This is a genomic window from Dictyoglomus sp. SSW (assembly GCF_055181335.1).
This window is the reverse complement of record NZ_CM143705.1, coordinates 874350-889912: the sequence shown is the minus strand read 5'-3', so window position 1 is coordinate 889912 and position 15563 is coordinate 874350. Positions and strand designations below refer to the sequence as shown.

Genomic DNA, 15563 nt, shown 5'->3' with positions numbered 1-15563 from the left:
GGAGAGTTTTATCTCCCCCTCAAATCTTTAAATAATTCTTAAAGAGTAATTGCACCGACTGGACAAGAATCTGCTGCATCTTGACAGCAACCTGCAGACTCGCAATCAGCCCCTTCTCTTACAACAGCTTTTCCTTCGCTATCAATCTCAAAAACATCAGGGCATAAAGATGCACAAACACCACACCCGATACAAAGTTCTCTGTTTACGTTTGGTACGCTCATTTAATTAACCTCCTTTTATAATATAGTATTATCATCTTAAAAATTCTCTTAAAGAATAGAAAATTTTATCCTAAAAGTCAACAATTATTCTCTTATGTAATCTATTTTAGCTCCTACAGAGAATTTATATTTTTCAAAAAATCCCGCTTTAACTTCCAAAGCATATCTATAGGGTTTTGGACTATAGTACACAGCACAATCTTTTCCCTCTTTACATGGTAACATTCTCTGAATATTAAAGATAATCTTATCAGAAGAAATAAATGCAATATCTAACGGTACGTACGTATTTTTCATCCAAAAACCGTAGGATACATCGGTGGAAAATATAAAGAGCATTCCATACTCCCATGGTATATCCTTTCTATACATGAGTCCTAAAGTATGCAATTCTTCCTTATCAGCTATCTCTATTGGAATCTCCAAACTTCTATGGTTTTGGGTAATAATAAGTCTTCCCTTTGGAAAAACTGTCTTAGAAGTTCCCAAGGTTACTAAAGATATAATTAGGATCCCAAAAATCATTAAAAATATAAACTTTTTCATTACATAATAGCCCCTTTCTTTTTATTTCTTGCTATAATTATAGTATGATAAAAAGAGAATTTGCAGAACTACCTCTTCATACTGGTAAAGCACCTCAATGGCTTTTTCATAGAATGAAAAAGCTATCAAGAGAAATCATTCTTCTATTCTATATGGAGAACAAAATTGATGATCTTATAAAAAAACTTTCGGATCCTTTCTGGTTTCAAGCTTTAGGATGTATATTAGGTTTCGATTGGCATTCCAGTGGACTTACTACAACTACTGGATCCGCACTTAAAGAAGCTCTTAGAGAAATTCCAGATGACATAGGACTTTATATAGTAGGAGGAAAGGGAAAAACAGCTTTAAATACTCCTAAAGAAATCATAAAAATATCAGAGAAGAGTAGCATTGATCCAAATAAATGGATCTTTATAAGTAGAATAGTAGCGAGGGTAGATAATAATGCTATTCAGGATGGATATCAATTGTATACCCATCTTTTAGTATTTACAAAAAATGACAAATGGTGTGTTATCCAACAAGGAATGAATGAAAAAAACCACTATGCAAGAAGATATCATTGGTTAGGAGATGAAATAAAAAGTTTTGTGGAAGATCCCCATAAAGGTATTATTAGTGAAAGATTTGAAAATTACGTATTAAACCTGGTTTCAAAAGAAAGTAAAAAAGCTCAGGAAACAATAACATATTTATTTCATGAAAAACCAGAAGATATAACAAAGTTATGGGAAAAAGTCTCTTTAAGACTACCCCCTTACCATCCAATAACTGCTAGAGAAATAAAGCCTGAAAATCTTAAGACTGTATTATTGAAAAATTATGAAAATCCTCCAAAGGATTTCCAAGATTTAATACTAAGAGAAGGTGTAGGAGCAAAAACTCTTAGAGCTTTAGCATTGATATCCGAGCTTGTATATGGAAATCCAGCAAGCATAAAAGATCCAGCAAGGTTCTCTTTTGCTCACGGCGGAAAAGACGGACATCCCTATCCTGTAGACAAAAGAAATTATGATAAATCCATAGAAATATTAGAAAAGGCAATTAAAAATGCAAAATTAGGTAGAAGAGAAGAGATAGATACTCTTAAAAAATTATCTTTCTTTTTTAAGATCTAATAGAATTTTCTTACTGTATATGTGGGCTAATCTTATAGGTTCAGGCAATCTGTATTTGAAAGTACAATTAAACGAAATTTTTATAGAGGATTCTAATGAAACTTTATGACCAGGAGATATATATACAGGTTTTACATTCTCTTTTGTCCTTAACACTGCACCAATAACCTCTTCCTTATCATATATATAACTAAATGCTCCCTTTTTATTATCAGGTTCTTTAAAATCTCCTATTAATAAATTTTTAGCACAACCTATGGTTGCTATATCTAACACTACACCTACATGAGATGCAATACCCAATCTTCTTGGATGTGCTATACCTTGACCATCAAAGATTAATATATCAGGCTTTATTTTGAGTTTCCCCCAAGCTTTCATTATACTTGGGCCTTCTCTAAAACTTAAAAATCCTGGTATATAAGGAACTGTTACATCCATTGAATGATAAGAAATTTCTATTAACTCTAATGTTTTGTAATTCATAACTACAATAACAGATAATGCCACATCATTAGAAAAAGATGTATCCACACCACCTACTGTGTTTATATTAATAAACCCATCTTTTAAAATAATTTTTCTTTTTAGCTCCTCTTGAATTTTTATTGCTTCATCTCTACTTTTCCAAACAAAAAAACTTTCATAATCCATAAATCTCTATACTTCCTAACTTCTCCATCTCTATATTAAGATTCTTATCCCCACCACATTTACTCATATAAGCATTTATAAATCTTTTCATTGAATTTTTGGGCTTAAGAATATAGACATTATTCAGTTTTACAGAGTAAGCAAAAGGATAAAATATAGTGTAATTTGACAAGAGAAAAATATTTAAATCTCTTAAGGCTTGTAAGAATAAAATAAATTCATCTAAGTAAATAATTTTCCTTACTTTAATAATATCACCAGAAAAAGATAAATCCATATTATTATCGAAAGTTTTATTCTCTATTACAACTTTAGTATAAAGGTTATAAAATTCCCCTTCTTTTCTCTTTAGTATAAAGGACTCTATAACAGCCACTTTTTCCTTATTCAACCTTTGAAAATAAAGCTTTGTTATAAGTTCTTCAAGAAATCCTGGCTTTCTAACCATAAACCCTTTAGAGTCTTTAGGATAACTCTCTAAAACCTTTGTATCTTTAAGAAGCTGAATATCCAAAAGAAGTTTTTCATTATGTAAAAAAACTATATTAAGGGGAATTCTTATTTCAAAAATCTCATCTAATGCCCAAAATATATCCTCACTTAAAGATGTTTTATTGTCCTTTGATATTTCTAAGGATAACATTTCTTTAGTATAATCCCTAAAATTTAATTTTAAGGATATTCCTTTATCAAAGAAATCACTCGCCTTACCATTCTTTATATCAATCCTTATATAAAGATTCTCAAGATCATAGCCATAATATATTCTCTTTATTAATCCATCCTCCTCCAAAAGATTTAAAGAAGAAAGCACCCACTCATCTTGGAAAGAAACTTTCCCGTCTATTTTAGGAGTAAAAATAAAAAATTCTCTTGATTTCCAAATAGGATTTTTAAAGACAATAGGAAAATCCAAAAAAGTAGGATAATCTTTATCTATTGATTTAAAAACATTTTTTAAATGCACTCTAAATATATAATCAAATACCTCATCATGGCCTGAATCTTGATCATCTCCATACCACCAGAACCAATCACTCCCCTCCGCAGCCCATAAGCTTTTCCAATCTAAACTATTCTTATCAAAATAGGCTTTTTTAATCCCCCTTTCTAAATAGGCTCTAACTAAACTCAAATAATCCCAAGCCAAATTTTCTTCAAGCTCTCCAATCCAAGTAGTAAGATCAGCATTTATCCAGGATCCTGTAAAAATATAGTTTAAAGTATCCTTTGGAGGATTTTTAAGTATAAACTCTCCAACCGTTGTAGTTTCAACTTCATTAGAATCTTCAATCAATGTATAAAGATGCCTTAAAAAATCTCTACCATCATTATCATAATATTCCCAGCAGTTTTCACCATCCAAAGCAATAGTCAATAGATAAGACTGATCCATAGGTAATCTATCCTTTATTTTAATTATTCTCTCATATAGATCCTTAGCTGCATCATAGGGATCCATATTCATATAAACAAAGCCTATCCTATCTGATAAGAACTGATCTCTAAATACCACATTAACTTCCTTACCATTAATATTTACTCTATACGGTTTATACAAAACTTCTGGATTTAAAATATTTCCATTACTATTTCTCACCATCTCTTTTCTAATAGTTTTTCCAAGAATTTTCTCATCTGTAATTATCCACTTTATATTAAGCTCAGAGCATAAAACTATAACCTCTGGAGAAACAGCCTCTTCAGAAGGCCACATTCCTATAGGTTCTCTTGAAAAAATTTTTTTATAATATTCCTTTCCTAAAATTATTTGAGCTTTTGCATCTTCAGGATAAGAAAAGCTAAAAGAAGGTAAAGGTAAATCTGGAGTAGATATCTTAGCATTCTCGGTACTTACAAGAAGTGGTAATATGGGATGAAAAAAGGGAGAAAAAGTTATTTCTATTTGCCCTGAATCTTGCATCTCTTTATAAAGAGAAAATAAATTTTTAATTATATAAAACTGTTTCTCTATCAGTTTTACTTTTTCCTCTTCATTAAAAAATCTTCCTTTTTTACATAATCCTCTCAAAAATTCATCCTTTTCCCTAAATTCAGGATCAAACCAAGCCAGATTATATAAAACCTGCAAATCTAAATAATCCTGATTAGAATAATCTTCATTTTTTAACTTTTTATCATACAATTCTTTAAACCTATCAAAAATAAACCCCATTTTCTCCTTATTAAGCAGAAAAAAGTTGTCTTTAATAAATTTTCTCTCATTTTCATTTAAATCCTCCACTTTTTTAAGTGTATATTCAAGCCAAAGATCCGTAGTTGTCCCATTTAAATATTCTTCAATTTGCATTAGTAAACTTGGAACTAAATTAAAAGTTTGCTTAATTTTGGGAAAATCTCTTAATATGGACACCATATTGTAGTAATTTTTAATTGCATGAAGCCTCACCCATGGAAAAAGGGAAAGATTATTAATAGTATCTTTATAATAAGGTTGATGCATGTGCCATACAAAAGCTATATATAATTTGTTTTCATTCATTATATGAACCTCCATATATTAATACGTGTTAAAAATCAAGTGTATAATATCATTATATCCTTTTATCATCAAGTAATTGACGATTATTAGGTTAAGTGTTATAACAAAGAAAAAAAGAAGGGAGGGAGAGAATAAATTGTATGAGTAGTAAGAATGAAGACGTAATTCCGAGATGTAACTCTTTCATTACTACAATACAAAGGAAAGGAGATAAGATATCATGGAAAAAAGTAGATTCTCTCCCTTACGTAAAGGAGGCCAGAGAAAATGCCCAGGCTAATCTGGTCTCCAATAAAATATCGAAAATTTTCTGTTGGAGACATAATAATATTCCTCTTTATAGGAAGTATTATTTACTCCATTGCAACCTTAAATACTATCTATTCAAAACCCACCCAACAAATATATCTTGATCTATCCCCCCTAAAACTTCCCCTTTATGCTATCTTTTCACTTATAAGAATGATCTTCGCTTATATTATTTCTTTAATTTTTACCATTGTATATGCCTATACTGCGGCCTATAAGAAAAACTTGGAAAAGATATTAATTCCTCTCCTTGACATTCTCCAATCCATACCTGTCTTGTCCTTTTTACCACCTGTATTTATGGCAGTAATATCACTTTTTCCTGGCTCCAAAATAGGACTAGAGCTTACATCTATTATATTAATATTTACAGGACAAGTATGGAACATGGTATTTAGTTTTTATCAATCCCTAATATCCATACCTCGAGATCTCAGAGAAGCAGCTAAGATTTTAAAGCTAAATCCTTGGCAAAGGTTTTGGAATTTAGAATTACCATGTGCTGCTATAGGCCTCATATGGAACAGTATGATGTCCTGGGCTGGGGGCTGGTTTTTCCTTATGGCCTGTGAAATGTTTACATTAACAAATCAAAATTTCGTATTACCAGGCATTGGCTCTTATCTATCATTTTCAGCCATAGAAGGAGACTTAACAAAACTATTCTATGGCTTATTTACATTAATTATTGTGATCATACTTTTAGATCAATTAGTATGGAGACCTCTTATTGCATGGGGACAAAAATTTAAAATAGAATTTGTTCAAGATGAAGAAACTTATGAATCAAGAGTATTATTATGGTATCGACGTTCAAGAATATTTGAATTTATAAAAAACCATATCGCTGATCCTTTAAAAGAGAAATTAAACCAATGTTTTGTAAGATATTATACGGAGAAAACTCTAAAAGCCCAAAATATATCTATATTTCCAAAGATATTAAATATTATTGTATCTTCCCTCTTAGGATTATTAGTATTAAGAGGAGTCTTCGGATTATTAAATCTATTAATTAAATTACCTTTAACTACCTGGGAAGAAATTCTTACTGCTGCACTCCTAACCCTTTTAAGAGTATCCTTAGCAGTTATTATTACTTTATTATGGACCTTACCTTTAGGTGTAAAAATTGGAATGAATCCAAAACTTTCTAAAATATTACAACCAATAGTACAAATAGTTGCATCCATTCCTGCAACAGCCATATTTCCTATTATCATTATGTATCTTATAAAACTACCAGGAGGGCTAAATTTAGCAAGTATTATTTTAATGTTATTAGGTACTCAATGGTATCTACTTTTTAATATTATTGCAGGAGGTATGTCTATTCCAAAAGATCTTATCGAAGTTTCCAAACTTCTTAAACTTGGTAGAAAAGAACAATGGAAAATACTTATATTACCTTCCATATTACCTTACTTGGTAACTGGTGGTATTACAGCAATGGGAGGAGCATTTAACGCGAGTATTGTTTCTGAATATATAGAATTTCAAAATAAGGTGGTAAAAATAAAGGGTCTTGGAGCTTTGATAACTGAAGCCTCAAGTACAGGAAATAATGCTCTCCTTGCTGGAAGTACTATTACTATGGCTATCATGGTGGTGACTATAAACCGTTTATTCTGGAAAAGATTATTTAAGAAATCAGAAGAAATGCTATCATGATGATTAGGAGGTATTTAAATTATGGAACTTCTTAAATTAGAAAATATAACTGTAAGCTTTACCTTTCCAGAGGGCATTGTTACAGTATTAGATAATATTAATTTTACAGTTAATGAAGGAGATTTTTTGGCCCTTTTAGGACCATCGGGATCTGGAAAATCAACCCTACTTAGAATCATAGCAGGACTTATAAAACCTAATAAAGGAAAAGTATATTTTAAGGGTAAAGAAATAAAAGATATAAATCCTGGAGTAGCGATGGTATTCCAAAATTTTGCTCTATTTCCATGGCTTACTGTCTTAGAAAATGTGGAATTAGGACTAAAGGCAAAAGGTTTACCCCCTGAAGAAAGGAGAAAAAAGGCTACAGAAGCAATAGATTTGATAGGACTTGATGGTTTTGAAAATGCATATCCTAAAGAGCTTTCTGGAGGGATGAGACAGAGAGTAGGCTTTGCCAGGGCTTTAGTAATGGAACCTGATATTCTCCTTTTAGACGAGCCTTTTTCTGCCTTAGATGTATTAACAGCAGAAAACTTAAGAAATGACCTTATTGAATTATGGATAGAAAAAAGAATTCCAACTAAAGCTATAATTTTAGTTACTCATAGTATTGAGGAAGCTGTATATATGGCAGACAGAATCATTTTGTTAAGTAAAGATCCTGGAAGGATAATTAAAGAAATAAGAATAAACATACCTCATTGGAGAGATAAAAAATCTCAAGAATTTTTGGAGATTGTAGATGAAATTTATAGCACCTTAACTGGTAAACCATTGGAAAAGATCTTATGGAAAGAAAAAAGACATATTCATATTCCTGAAGCAAGCGTGGGTTCTATAACAGGATTAGTTGAACTTGTCAATGATTTAGAGGGGAAAGCTGATATATACAAATTAGGAGAGGAACTTCTCATGGACGTTGAAGATTTATTACCTATTGTAGAAGCCTGCGAACTTTTAGGTTTTGCTGAGGTTAAAGAAGGTGATTTAATACTTACTGAAGCTGGTAAAAAATTTGCAGAAGCAGATGTGTTAGAGAGGAAAGAAATTTTTAAAACTTTAGCAATTGAAAAAGTTCCATTCCTAAAGCAGATAGTCAAAGTTCTTCAATCAAAATCAAACCATAAAGTTCCAAGGGCTTTCTTTTTAGATTTATTAAGGAAAAACCTCACACCAAAAGAGGCAGAAAGACAATTAGATACACTCATAGATTGGGGCCGATATGCAGAACTCTTTGAATATGATGATGATAAGGATGAGCTCTATTTGCCTGAAACATCAGAATTAATTAATCTTTCTTCGGAAACCTAATTTGTGTTAAAATAAATAATGGGAGGTTAGAATTTTGGAAACTGTTGTTATAAGTAGGATAAGAATATTAACCTTTCTATTGACTTATACTTATGTTATATCCAATATATTTTTCGAAGACTTATTACAATATCTCGTAATATTATCTTCTATTTTTTATAGTTTTATTCTTTATTACTTTTCATCCCACAATAAAATCAATGAAACTCTTATTATCTCAGTTTTAGATGAGATCTTTATTCTTATTCACCTGTTTACCTTTAAAAATTTTATCTCTAAATTTTTATTTCTCATATATCTTCCTGTAATAAAAGAAGTACTTTTTAGAAGGGATAAAGAAGCATTTCTATTAGGATTTATATGTAATGTAATAATTATTCTCTATTCTTTACAAAATACTCAATTTTTATCTCCCACCATATCCTTTTCTCTTATCCCTTTTTCCTTTCTTATTCCCTATCTTTCTCTCCATTATACTAAGGAAAAGCCGGGAGGGTAGAAATTTGAAAAAAGGAAAGTTTTTCTTAATTCTCTTTATTCTTCTTCTATGGATCATTTCCATTTCAGTTCCTGCCCAAGAGTCAGTATATATAATACCTATTAAAGGAACTATCGAATTAGGGCTTTCTTCTTTCGTAGAAAGAAGTATTAGAGAACATCCAAATGCAAAAGCTTTTATATTCGAAATTGATACATTTGGTGGAAGGGTAGATGCAGCCACAAAGATTAGAGATGCTATCCTTAATACTCCCATAACAACCATTGCATATATAAAAGATAGAGCCTGGTCTGCAGGTGCATTAATAGCGCTTGCGTGTGAAAAAATCGCCATATCTCCATCTGGAAGCATTGGAGCAGCAGAACCAAGACCCGCAGAAGAAAAAATTATCTCTGCTCTTAAAGCTGAGTTCGAGAGTACCGCAAAGAAAAGAGGAAGAGATCCTAAAATAGCAGCAGGAATGGTAGATGCAAGTATCTACATACCTGGTATAAAAGAAAAAGGTAAAATTCTTACATTATACGCAGAAGAAGCCAAAAAATTTAAATTCGCAGATCTTATTGCTTCTAATATGGATGATGTACTAAATTTCTTCAAATTAAAGGATACAAATCTTGTAAAGCTTAATCCTACTTGGTCTGAAAATATTGTAAGATTTATAACAGATCCAACAGTATCTAGTATCATTTTGACTATAGGAATGTTAAGTCTTTATGTAGCTATCTTTACCCCTGGATTAGGTGTTCCTGAAATATTAGCTATTGTTTGTTTAGGTCTATTCTTTGGAGGGCATTATTTAGCAGGACTTTCGGGACTTGAAACAGTACTATTATTTTTATTAGGGCTTCTTCTAATTTTTATAGAAATACATACCCCAGGATTTGGAATCTCAGGAATATTAGGTAGTGTCTCAGTATTTTTTAGTATATATCTTACTATAGCTCAAAAGGTTGGAACCACCCAAGCAATTCTTACAGGAATTTTTGTAGTATCTTCCCTTATTATATTTCTTATCTTCTACCTTCCAAGAAGCAGATTTTGGAAAATTTTAAACATCCCTCAAGATCAAAAGAAAGATTTAGGATACACTGCAGTTAAAGAAAGAACAGACCTTATTGGAAAAAAAGGGATAACTATAACAATGTTAAGACCTACAGGTTATATTGAAGTAGATGGAGAAAAATTAGAGGCATATACAGAATCAGAATTCATTGAACCAAATACGGAGATTATAGTGGTAAAAGTAGAGGGAAATAAAATTTTTGTAAGGAGGAGTGAAAAATGAGTTTAGTTTTAGGTTTTCTAATCCTAATCTTAGTTTTAATTTTCTTAGTAATATTCTTTAGCTTTGTTCCCTTAGGACTTTGGATCTCCGCCCTTGCAGCTGGTGTACGAATAAAAGTTACTGATCTTATCGGAATGAGACTTAGAAGGGTACCCCCTGGAATAATAATTAATTCTCTAATTAAAGCTCATAAGGCAGGACTATCGGAAGTTACATTAGATAAATTAGAAGCTCATTATTTAGCAGGAGGTAATGTGGATAGAGTAGTAAATGCTCTTATCGCTGCACAAAGGGCTGGAATTCCTTTAACCTTTGAGAAAGCTGCTGCTATAGATCTTGCTGGAAGAGATGTCTTAGAAGCAGTACAAATGAGTGTAAATCCAAAGGTTATCGAAACTCCCACAGTTGCAGCTGTTGCCAAAGATGGTATTGAGCTGAAAGCTAAAGCAAGAGTAACTGTAAGAGCTAACATTGAGAGACTTGTGGGAGGAGCTGGCGAAGCTACCATAATAGCAAGAGTTGGAGAAGGTATTGTAACCACGATAGGTTCTGCAGAGAGCTATAAAGAAGTATTAGAAAATCCTGATAGTATATCAAAAACTGTACTTGCAAAAGGATTGGATGCTGGTACTGCCTTTGAAATAGTCTCTATAGACATTGCAGACGTAGATGTTGGAAATAACGTAGGTGCAAGACTAAAAATGGATCAGGCAGAAGCTGATATGAGAATCGCTCAGGCCCAAGCCGAAAGTAGAAGAGCTCTTGCTATAGCAAGAGAACAAGAAATGAAAGCTTTAACTCAAGAAATGAGAGCCAAATTAATAGAAGCAGAAAAAGAAGTACCATTAGCTGTTGCAGAAGCATTGAGAGCTGGTAAAATAGGTGTTTTAGATTACTATACTCTTAAAAATATTATGGCAGATACAGCCATGAGAGAAGCAATATCTAAACTTGGACAAACAAAAGAAGAAGGCAAAGATTAAAATGGAATGGATAGTATTTCTATATATATTATTCATAATTCTATCTGCCACTTTAAATGCCATTAAAGAAGTTAATAAACAGAAAAAAGTAGTTGTCATTAAACCAATAGAAGAAAAGTTGGAGAAAACGCCTAAGACTGAGTCCCCACCAAAAGAAAAAACTAAAGTTTTATCTACATTATACTCAGAAAAACCAAGAATAGAGAGTAAAACAAAAGAAATTGTTCAAGGAAAAAAAATACAAGAAGAGCCCTCTTATATAGAGAAAAGCTTGAAAAATAATCTTCCAGAAATTATAGCACTAATAGAGATTATGGGCCCACCAAGAGCTCTTCAAGGATGGAGTCCTCCATATAAGAGGAAAAATTAATTATTCTAAATTCTGAAAAATAAAATTCTTTAAAAAGGAAGAGACCCATCTTATTTTTCAAATCTTCAAAGTCTACATTACGGTGGGTCTCTTCTTTTATTGATGTTACTTCTTTATCTTTTAAACCACAAGGAATAATAAAAGAGAAAGGAGTCAAATCATTATTAACATTTAGAGCAAAACCATGATAAGAAACTCTTTTTTTAATTGCTACCCCTATGGCAGCAATTTTCTTATTTCCTACCCATACTCCTGGATTTTTGACATCAATCCCAGATTCTATTCTATACTCTTCTAATAGCTTTATTAAAGCATTTTCAATTTTAAAGATAAAATTTTTAACGCCTTCAACTCTAAAAACAAAATAACCCACTAATTGTCCTGGACCATGATAAGTTATATCTCCACCTCTATCCACATGAAAATATTCAATTCCTAAGCTATTAAGTTCTTCTTTCGTTTTTAAAAGATTTTCTTCCTTACCAAACTTTCCTAAGGTGATAACTGGATAATGTTCTAACAAAATCAAGGTATCTGGAATTAGATTTTCTACTCTTAAGGAATGCAATTTTCTTTGAAGTTCCCATGCATCTAAATATCTTACTTTGGGAAGATTAAGAATTACTAATTGGCCCATATCTTTTATCAAGTTTTATACTCACTCTCTCATAACACTTCTTTATTATAAAAATATAAAAACCACAAATTGCCTTGAAAGATATATCTGTAGCCATCGCAATCCAAGCTCCAACAAGGCCTAAACCAAGTTTAATAGAGAGTATATAAGCCAGTGGTATTCTTATTAACCACATACCTAAACCACTATATATCATAGGAATTTTTGAAAATCCTGCTCCTCTTAAAGATCCAGACATTACATTAGCTGTTGCCAAAAAAGGCTGTATTATAGCAATAATTCTTAAAGCAGAACAACTCATTCTAATTACTTCTCTATCTCTGCTAAAAATCTGTACAAAATATTCTGGGACCAAAAATAAAATTAATCCTACTGTACCCATAAGTATCACTGCTCTCTTCCATGCTTCTAACGAGGCTAAAAGAGCTTTTTTATCCTCTCCTGCCCCTTTAAACTGACCTACCAGAGCAGTTACAGTAACTCCAAAAGCAAAACCAGGTTGAAAAGAAAGAGACTCTACATTAAGAGATATTCTATGAGCAGCATAGACTTTTGTTCCCAACTTTAAAACGATAGTCGCATAAAGAAGAGCACCTACGTTAAAAAGTAGACTTTCTACTGATGTGGGTATACCTATTCTAAGAATTTGAAAAGCTTTCTCTTTTTCAATTTTTAAAGAAATAAATCTAAAAGATTTAAAAAGCCTATTTTTATTATAGATTACAAGAAAAAGTACTATAACCCCCAAAAATCTTGAAATAGTTGTTGCCAAAGCAGCCCCAGCAACTTCCATTTTGGGAAAACCAAATTTCCCAAAAACAAAAACGTAATCAAGAAATATATTAATAGTATTTGAAAAAATTGTTATGTAAAGAGGTATTCTTGTATCACCAGCTCCCCTTAAAGCAGATGAAATTATATTCATATAGACCATAAGAATACCGGGAACAAGAATATATTTCAAATATAGAGATGTTTGTTTCAAAAGCTCCCCCTTAGCTCCTAACATCCTTAGGGTCTCATCTATACCAAATATGGCATAAAACAAAATTAAAATTGATAAATATAAACCAATATTTAAAGAAATTTGTAAATAATCAGATAAATCTTTATATCTCTTTGCCCCTACACTATAAGCCACCATCACCATTGTACCCGTAGTAAGGGTTGAAATTATAGCAAGGATCACATTAATTATCTGCATGCCAAAACCCACAGCAGCTAAAGCAGTTGCGCCTAAAAACCCAACAAAGATCATATCAACAAAACTAAATAGTAGTTGAAAAAGGTTCTCAAAAAGGACAGGTATAGAAAGAGTAATTACTTTTTTACCTATTTCTTTTCTTTCTTCATAGTCAAGCTCCATCGCTTTTTAAAGTCTCCTTTTACTATTTATCCCTCTAACTAAAAGAGAGGCTGGAAGAACTTTTTCTTTCCAGCCTCTCATAAGGAGGGGGGTGTGGGTAATATTATAATAAAAATCTCTATTTTTTGTAAAGAAAAAATAAAGTAAAATAAGAAAAACTAAAAGGGGGTAAAAAAAATGATTAAAAAAAGGTTTTATGGAAAAAATAAAGAACCTCTTTCCATAATAGGCTTTGGTGGAATATTAGTAATGAATGAAGATCAAGAAACAGCAAATAGGAGAGTTTCAGAAGCTATAGAGTTAGGTATAAATTATTTTGATGTCGCACCTTCATATGGAGATGCAGAAGATAAACTTGGTCCAGCTATCAAAGGAAAACGAGACAGAATATTTCTGGCTTGCAAAACCATGCAAAGAGACAAAGAAGGAGCTTTAGAAGAACTAAAAAAATCTCTAAAGAAATTAAATTCCGATCACTTTGATCTATATCAGCTTCATGCTATGACTACTGAGGATGATTTTCAAAAAGTAATAGGTCCTAATGGAGCCTTAGAAGCTTTTTTAAAAGCAAAGGATGAAGGTTTAATTCGTTATATAGGTTTTTCCGCTCATTCTGCAGATATAGCATTAAAATTATTAGATGTATTTAATTTTGATTCTATTTTATTTCCCATAAATTGGGTATGTTATTTCAATGGCAATTTCGGTCCACAAGTAATTGAAAAAGCTAAAGAAAAAGGTATTACTATTTTAGCTTTAAAAGCCATGGCAAAAACTTCTATTCCTGAAGGACAAGAAAGAAAATACCCTAAATGTTGGTATGAACCTGTTGATAATAAGGAACTTGCTCAATTAGCATTAAGATTCACCCTCTCCCTAAATATAACAGCAGCTATACCCCCAGGAGAATATAAGTTTTTTCAATGGGCAATAGAGGTTGGAATGAATTTTAATCCTATTACTCAAGAGGAATTGGAGCATCTGAAGAAACTTGCATTAAATATAGAACCAATTTTTAAAGTTTCTTAATGTACTATATCTTGAATTTTCAGATCTTTCTGATATACTCCATATGGTATATATATAAAGGAGGTGATAGTAAAATATGGATTTTATTTCTATTGCAAAGCCTATGGATAAAATTGAAGAAGAGCAAGAAGTAATAATATTAGGAGGAGGACCAGCAGGACTCACTGCAGGTATTTATGCTGGAAGAAACTTATGGAAGACCTTGATTATTGAAAAAGCAATAATTGGAGGAAATGCAGCCTTAACTGAAAAAATTGACAATTATCCCGGATTTCCTGAGGGAATAACAGGAGAAGAATTAGTTAAAAGAATGGAAATCCAAGCAAAAAAATTTGGTTCTAAAATATTAGAGGCAGATGTTCTCAATTTTCGTATTGATGGCATATGGAAAATTATTGAAACATCTAATGGTATATATAGAGCTCCAACCCTTATTATAGCAACAGGAACAAGACCAAGAAAATTAGAAGTACCAGGAGAAGAAGAATTCACAGGAAAAGGTGTCTCTTACTGTGCTGTATGTGATGGAGCATTCTTTACAGGTAAAAGAGTAGCAGTGGTAGGAGGAGGAGACTCTGCTGTTGAAGAAGCCATCTACCTGACGAAATTTGCAGAAGAAGTTATATTAATTCACAGAAGAGATACTTTAAAAGCTGAAAAGATTACACAACAAAAAGCCTTTTCCAATCCTAAAATTAAGTTTTTATGGAGTCATATAGTCAAGGCTATTGAGGGTGATAAAAAAGTGGAAAGATTAATATTACAAGATTTAAAAACCAATGAGATTAAACAATTGCCGATAGATGGAGTCTTTATCTATGTTGGACTAATACCAAATACAGAAATTTTTAAAGATATTTTGAATTTAGATAAAGATGGTTTTATAATAACAGATGAAAAGATGCATACTTCAGTACCAGGTATATATGCTGCTGGAGATGTACGCGGAAAAATATTAAGACAAATAGTAACTGCTGTTGCAGATGGTGCTATAGCAGGCATGGAAGCAAGTAAATTTTTAGAAGATATTAAATATAATAAGGAGGTATAAT

Annotated in this window: 15 protein-coding genes; 9 read left to right on the top strand and 6 right to left on the bottom strand. The window is 31.7% G+C overall.

Annotated elements, in window-relative coordinates:
• Positions 1 to 38: 38 nt before the first annotated feature.
• Positions 39 to 224 carry a ferredoxin gene (locus ACY3JM_RS04155; RefSeq protein ID WP_463082440.1) on the bottom strand — a complete coding sequence of 62 codons (186 nt, stop codon included), beginning with the start codon at positions 222 to 224 and terminating at the stop codon, positions 39 to 41.
• A gap of 84 nt (positions 225 to 308) precedes the next feature.
• Positions 309 to 770 (bottom strand): DUF192 domain-containing protein, encoded by a 462-nt coding sequence (locus tag ACY3JM_RS04150; RefSeq protein ID WP_463111767.1) that lies wholly within the window; start codon positions 768 to 770, stop codon positions 309 to 311.
• Positions 771 to 814: 44 nt separating this feature from the next.
• Here ACY3JM_RS04150 and ACY3JM_RS04145 point away from each other — a divergent pair, with 44 nt between their 5' ends.
• Positions 815 to 1891, top strand: coding sequence for a DUF763 domain-containing protein (locus ACY3JM_RS04145; RefSeq protein WP_463082442.1), 1077 nt, complete (start codon positions 815 to 817; stop codon positions 1889 to 1891).
• On the opposite strand, the gene nfi is transcribed toward ACY3JM_RS04145, so the two are convergent.
• Both nfi and ACY3JM_RS04135 read right to left on the bottom strand, forming a co-directional pair.
• Positions 1868 to 2545: a deoxyribonuclease V gene (nfi, locus tag ACY3JM_RS04140; protein ID WP_463082443.1), complete on the bottom strand. Its 678-nt coding sequence runs from the start codon at positions 2543 to 2545 to the stop codon at positions 1868 to 1870. The genes ACY3JM_RS04145 and nfi overlap by 24 nt on opposite strands.
• On the bottom strand, positions 2535 to 5048 hold the full coding sequence (locus tag ACY3JM_RS04135; protein ID WP_463111766.1) for a glycoside hydrolase family 57 protein: 2514 nt from the start codon (positions 5046 to 5048) through the stop codon (positions 2535 to 2537). Before ACY3JM_RS04135 ends, nfi begins: the two co-directional genes overlap by 11 nt.
• Before the next feature lie 267 nt (positions 5049 to 5315).
• Between ACY3JM_RS04135 and ACY3JM_RS04130 the strand changes: the two genes are divergently transcribed.
• The 6 genes from ACY3JM_RS04130 to ACY3JM_RS04105 are packed head-to-tail and all read left to right on the top strand — an operon-like array spanning position 5316 to position 11479.
• Positions 5316 to 7028 (top strand): ABC transporter permease, encoded by a 1713-nt coding sequence (locus ACY3JM_RS04130; RefSeq protein ID WP_463111765.1) that lies wholly within the window; start codon positions 5316 to 5318, stop codon positions 7026 to 7028.
• 21 nt (positions 7029 to 7049) lie between these two features.
• On the top strand, positions 7050 to 8342 hold the full coding sequence (locus tag ACY3JM_RS04125) for an ABC transporter ATP-binding protein (RefSeq protein ID WP_463082446.1): 1293 nt from the start codon (positions 7050 to 7052) through the stop codon (positions 8340 to 8342).
• A 34-nt stretch (positions 8343 to 8376) separates the two neighbouring features.
• A complete protein-coding gene (locus ACY3JM_RS04120) occupies positions 8377 to 8841 on the top strand; it encodes a hypothetical protein (RefSeq protein ID WP_463111764.1) in 465 nt (154 codons plus the stop codon).
• A 4-nt stretch (positions 8842 to 8845) separates the two neighbouring features.
• Entirely contained in the window at positions 8846 to 10126 is a 1281-nt protein-coding gene (locus ACY3JM_RS04115) for an NfeD family protein (RefSeq protein WP_463082448.1), read from the top strand.
• Positions 10123 to 11109, top strand: coding sequence for a flotillin-like protein FloA (floA, locus tag ACY3JM_RS04110; protein WP_463082449.1), 987 nt, complete (start codon positions 10123 to 10125; stop codon positions 11107 to 11109). The genes ACY3JM_RS04115 and floA overlap by 4 nt, the downstream gene beginning before the upstream one ends.
• Before the next feature lies 1 nt (position 11110).
• The gene (locus ACY3JM_RS04105; RefSeq protein WP_463082450.1) at positions 11111 to 11479 is read left to right on the top strand and encodes a hypothetical protein; all 369 of its coding nucleotides are present in this window, start codon (positions 11111 to 11113) and stop codon (positions 11477 to 11479) included.
• Here ACY3JM_RS04105 and lipB read toward each other — a convergent pair.
• Entirely contained in the window at positions 11421 to 12116 is a 696-nt protein-coding gene (gene lipB, locus ACY3JM_RS04100) for a lipoyl(octanoyl) transferase LipB (RefSeq protein WP_463082451.1), read from the bottom strand. The genes ACY3JM_RS04105 and lipB overlap by 59 nt on opposite strands.
• Complete coding sequence (locus tag ACY3JM_RS04095; RefSeq protein ID WP_463111763.1) at positions 12094 to 13482, bottom strand: MATE family efflux transporter; 1389 nt, start codon at positions 13480 to 13482, stop codon at positions 12094 to 12096. The genes lipB and ACY3JM_RS04095 overlap by 23 nt, the downstream gene beginning before the upstream one ends.
• 177 nt (positions 13483 to 13659) lie before the next feature.
• Between ACY3JM_RS04095 and ACY3JM_RS04090 the strand changes: the two genes are divergently transcribed.
• Together ACY3JM_RS04090 and trxB are read left to right on the top strand one after the other, a co-directional pair.
• The gene (locus ACY3JM_RS04090) at positions 13660 to 14511 is read left to right on the top strand and encodes an aldo/keto reductase (protein ID WP_463082453.1); all 852 of its coding nucleotides are present in this window, start codon (positions 13660 to 13662) and stop codon (positions 14509 to 14511) included.
• Positions 14512 to 14587: 76 nt separating this feature from the next.
• The gene (gene trxB, locus ACY3JM_RS04085; protein ID WP_463082454.1) at positions 14588 to 15562 is read left to right on the top strand and encodes a thioredoxin-disulfide reductase; all 975 of its coding nucleotides are present in this window, start codon (positions 14588 to 14590) and stop codon (positions 15560 to 15562) included.
• The last annotated feature ends 1 nt before the right edge of the window (position 15563 follow it).

Coding starts and splice junctions, on each gene's coding strand:
- ACY3JM_RS04095 (WP_463111763.1), bottom strand. CDS start 13,482: ATGGAGCTTGACTATGAAGAAAGAAAAGAAATAGGTAAAAAAGTAATT.
- ACY3JM_RS04150 (WP_463111767.1), bottom strand. CDS start 770: ATGAAAAAGTTTATATTTTTAATGATTTTTGGGATCCTAATTATATCT.
- floA (WP_463082449.1), top strand. CDS start 10,123: ATGAGTTTAGTTTTAGGTTTTCTAATCCTAATCTTAGTTTTAATTTTC.
- trxB (WP_463082454.1), top strand. CDS start 14,588: ATGGATTTTATTTCTATTGCAAAGCCTATGGATAAAATTGAAGAAGAG.
- ACY3JM_RS04125 (WP_463082446.1), top strand. CDS start 7,050: ATGGAACTTCTTAAATTAGAAAATATAACTGTAAGCTTTACCTTTCCA.
- nfi (WP_463082443.1), bottom strand. CDS start 2,545: ATGGATTATGAAAGTTTTTTTGTTTGGAAAAGTAGAGATGAAGCAATA.
- lipB (WP_463082451.1), bottom strand. CDS start 12,116: ATGGGCCAATTAGTAATTCTTAATCTTCCCAAAGTAAGATATTTAGAT.
- ACY3JM_RS04155 (WP_463082440.1), bottom strand. CDS start 224: ATGAGCGTACCAAACGTAAACAGAGAACTTTGTATCGGGTGTGGTGTT.
- ACY3JM_RS04135 (WP_463111766.1), bottom strand. CDS start 5,048: ATGAATGAAAACAAATTATATATAGCTTTTGTATGGCACATGCATCAA.
- ACY3JM_RS04130 (WP_463111765.1), top strand. CDS start 5,316: ATGCCCAGGCTAATCTGGTCTCCAATAAAATATCGAAAATTTTCTGTT.
- ACY3JM_RS04090 (WP_463082453.1), top strand. CDS start 13,660: ATGATTAAAAAAAGGTTTTATGGAAAAAATAAAGAACCTCTTTCCATA.
- ACY3JM_RS04145 (WP_463082442.1), top strand. CDS start 815: ATGATAAAAAGAGAATTTGCAGAACTACCTCTTCATACTGGTAAAGCA.
- ACY3JM_RS04105 (WP_463082450.1), top strand. CDS start 11,111: ATGGAATGGATAGTATTTCTATATATATTATTCATAATTCTATCTGCC.